Origin of the sequence: Parafrankia sp. Ea1.12 (assembly GCF_900465275.1) — a bacterium.
GTDB classification, from domain to species: domain Bacteria; phylum Actinomycetota; class Actinomycetes; order Frankiales; family Frankiaceae; genus Parafrankia; species Parafrankia soli.
In genome coordinates this window covers 1-211 of the sequence record NZ_UBIZ01000534.1, presented here as the reverse complement: position 1 = coordinate 211, position 211 = coordinate 1, and the positions used below count along the sequence as shown (strand labels likewise).

Genomic DNA, 211 nt, shown 5'->3' with positions numbered 1-211 from the left:
GCATGGTCGCTGCCTGCGTGCGCAGGAACTGTCGCCATGTCGTGTCGGTCTGCCGTTTCGGAGCCGGTGGCAACCTGAGGGTCTTCAGGACCCGGCGGATCGTGGATGCGCTCACCCGGTGGCCGAGCTTGAGGAGCTCGCCCTGGATCCGCTGGTAGCCCCACGTCGTGTTCTCGGTCGCAAGCCGCTCGATCAGCGCGGCGATCTCCTG

General features: G+C 67.3%; 1 protein-coding gene. It reads right to left on the bottom strand.

Annotated features, from left to right (window positions below):
• Positions 1 to 211 (bottom strand): IS3 family transposase (locus FMEAI12_RS30830; RefSeq protein ID WP_235014848.1); only part of this gene is annotated, 211 nt, incomplete at both ends.